General features: G+C 66.8%; 2 pseudogenes. One reads left to right on the top strand and one right to left on the bottom strand.

The annotated features are described in order from the left end of the window. Positions 1 to 1,350: pseudogene (locus ADL05_RS32340) on the bottom strand (hypothetical protein); the annotation flags it as partial. A gap of 901 nt (positions 1,351 to 2,251) precedes the next feature. Here ADL05_RS32340 and ADL05_RS32020 point away from each other — a divergent pair. Further along, a pseudogene (locus ADL05_RS32020) lies at positions 2,252 to 2,484 on the top strand (D-beta-D-heptose 1-phosphate adenosyltransferase); the annotation flags it as partial.

Below are 2,484 nucleotides of genomic sequence, written 5' to 3'. Positions count from 1 at the left end.
GTGCCCGGTGCCCGGTGTGTGGGGTGGGGGTGGGTGGGGGTTGCCGCGGAGGGTGTCGATGCTGGTGATGGCGGTGTTGGTGGTGATGGTTTGTGCGGTGGGTTGGGTGGCGCCTGCGGCGGCGGAGAAGCCGGAGGCTTTCCATCCTTGGCCGAAGAGTTCGTTGGTGAGGCCTTCGCCGAGGTAGCCCTCGGTGGCGCCGGTGGCGGCGCCCAGGCCGAGGTGTTGTGCCTGGGTGGTGGTTTTGGTGTGGAAGGTGTGGAGGTCTTTGGTGAGGGTGTGGGGGATGGTGTGGGCGAGGTGGTCGCGCAGGGCGGGTGGGAGGGCCTCTCCCAGGGTTTTGGTCAGGTGTGCGGGTAGGTCGGGGTCGGTCCAGTGTCGGGCGAGGGTGTGGGCGTAGTCGTTGCCGAGGTTGCGGGCTTGGGTGGTGCCCAGGGTGGGGCCGAAGTGGTGGGCGAACAGGTCGGCGAAGTCGTGGCGGAGTTGGTTGAGGTTGGTGGTGTTGGTCCAGCTGGTGGCTCCGGGGAGGTCGTTGGGGAGGTAGGGGGTGGACATTTCGTCGGTGTGGCGTTTGAAGAGGTTGGCGAGGTCGCGGTTGAGGCTTGGCCCGGTTCCGGTTGAGGGTTCCGGGGCCGGGCGTGGGACTGGCGCCGGTGCCGGGTCCGGTGCCGGGTTTGGGGTCGGGTTTGGGGTCGGGTCTGCTCTCGGGTTCGGTGTGGGGACTGGTTCTGGTTCCGGTGCCTGGTCTGGTCGCGGGTTCGGCTGCGGTGTGGGGTTGGGGTGTGGGTCGGGGTCGGGTGTGCGGGTGGTGGTGGGTGGTGTTTCTGGCGTGGGGTGTGGTTTGGGGTCGGGCAGGGGTGGTGTTTCTGGTTGGGGTTTGGGGGTGGTGAGGGGTGGTGGGTCGGGGAGGTGGTTGATGTGGTCGGTGTTGGTGCGTAGCAGGGTGCGGATCTGTGTGGAGAGGAGGGTGTCGGTTCCGGCGGAGAGTCCGGCGGAGAGGAGTCCTTCGATGACGGCGCCCAGGTGCGCCATCTTGGTCATCTCGTGGTCCCATTCGGTGCGGGTGCCGTTGGCGATCTGGATGCGTTGGATGATGCTGTCCATGCTCGCGAAGATCTGGCTGATGATCTGGTGTCCGGGGACGGTGAGGAGGAACCAGGCCAGGATGCGGCGCATGAGGAGGCTGCGGATGGCTTTGAAGACGGGGATCATCTTCAGGGAGGCGCCGAAGGTCCAGTAGGCGGAGGCGATGGCCCAGGCGATCTCGAGGAGGAGTTGGACGAGTTGGCCGATGATCATCATGGCCATGTAGTCGGCGTTGGCGGCGGCTTTGCGGAGTTCGCGGCCCATGTCGGTGGCGATTTGGCCGGCTTTGCCGATGTAGTCGTTGTCTCCGGTGGTGAATTGGGCGATGGAGCGGTCGAAGTAGTCGGCGGCTTGTCCGGAGAAGTCGGTGCGGACGCGGCGGCGGATGTGGGTGAGGAGGTCGGTGAGGTGGTGGGTGATGTGGGTGGCGGTGGTTTCGTAGAGGTCGGCGGTGGTGCGTAGGGCGTGGGGGTCGGCGGTGGGTGATGCCGGTGAGGGTGGCCAGGGTGTAGCGGGTGGTGTTGTTCATGTGGTGGTTGAGTGGCATGTGGGTTGTCTCCTTGGCCGGTTCCCTCCACGCACCGAACACGAGCGCCTGCGTACGCTCGCGTGACGCTCGGCCGGACCGCGTTCAGGGCGTGGACGAACGTAACACTGGGACCCCCAGGTGTGGAAGTGCTTGGTAATCGTAGTCTGCTTGCTTTCGTATGCTTGGTGTTGGTTGTGATCGCTCGTCAGGGCGCTCTCCGGTGGACTCCGGGGAACCGGAGTCCGGGCGCCGGGTGACCACGGCGCCGCTGGACCACCTGTGCCTTCGAGCCGCCGCGCGCTCACCGAACGCCTGCCTGCGACCGATTCGACCTACCGCGTCTGCGGCATCCGTGAATCGCTCCTGAAAACGTTTCAGTGGCAGGTCCGGGTGGCGTTGACGCGGCACTGACCATTGCCTTTCCCCGGTCCGTGCACTTCTGTAGAGAGACCTCGCCTACGCGGCGCCACGCTTTCCCCGGTGAGCGCATCGCACCCTCCGTTGCGGCCGGATTGTGAAGCGTGATAAAAGATGGCATCCGGGCGGCCCGGCGGGTTTCCGTATCGGTCGGTGTCCGGCGGGGAGTTATCCCGCGCGACTCCTGTGTTGCCGATCGAGGGAAAGTGGGAGGCCGGCATGTCCGTTCGCACTGGTTTCACGAGAGTCGACCGACGTGGCCGTGACGCGGTGTGGACCGACCCCGAGCCTGCCCTGGGATCCGCTCGCAGGACACCAGCGGTCGGAGCGCCGATGGAGGGGGAGCGGATCGTGGGGGCGGCGTTGGCCGAGGTGCCCGATGGCGGTGTGGTGGTGTTGGACGCGGGCGCGGTCACCGAACGCCTGGCGGCTCGCCTGCCGGTGGATCGCGG

Source organism: Nocardiopsis sp. NRRL B-16309, from assembly GCF_001279585.1.
Classification (GTDB): domain Bacteria; phylum Actinomycetota; class Actinomycetes; order Streptosporangiales; family Streptosporangiaceae; genus Nocardiopsis.
This window is presented reverse-complemented; position numbering and strand designations above follow the sequence as displayed.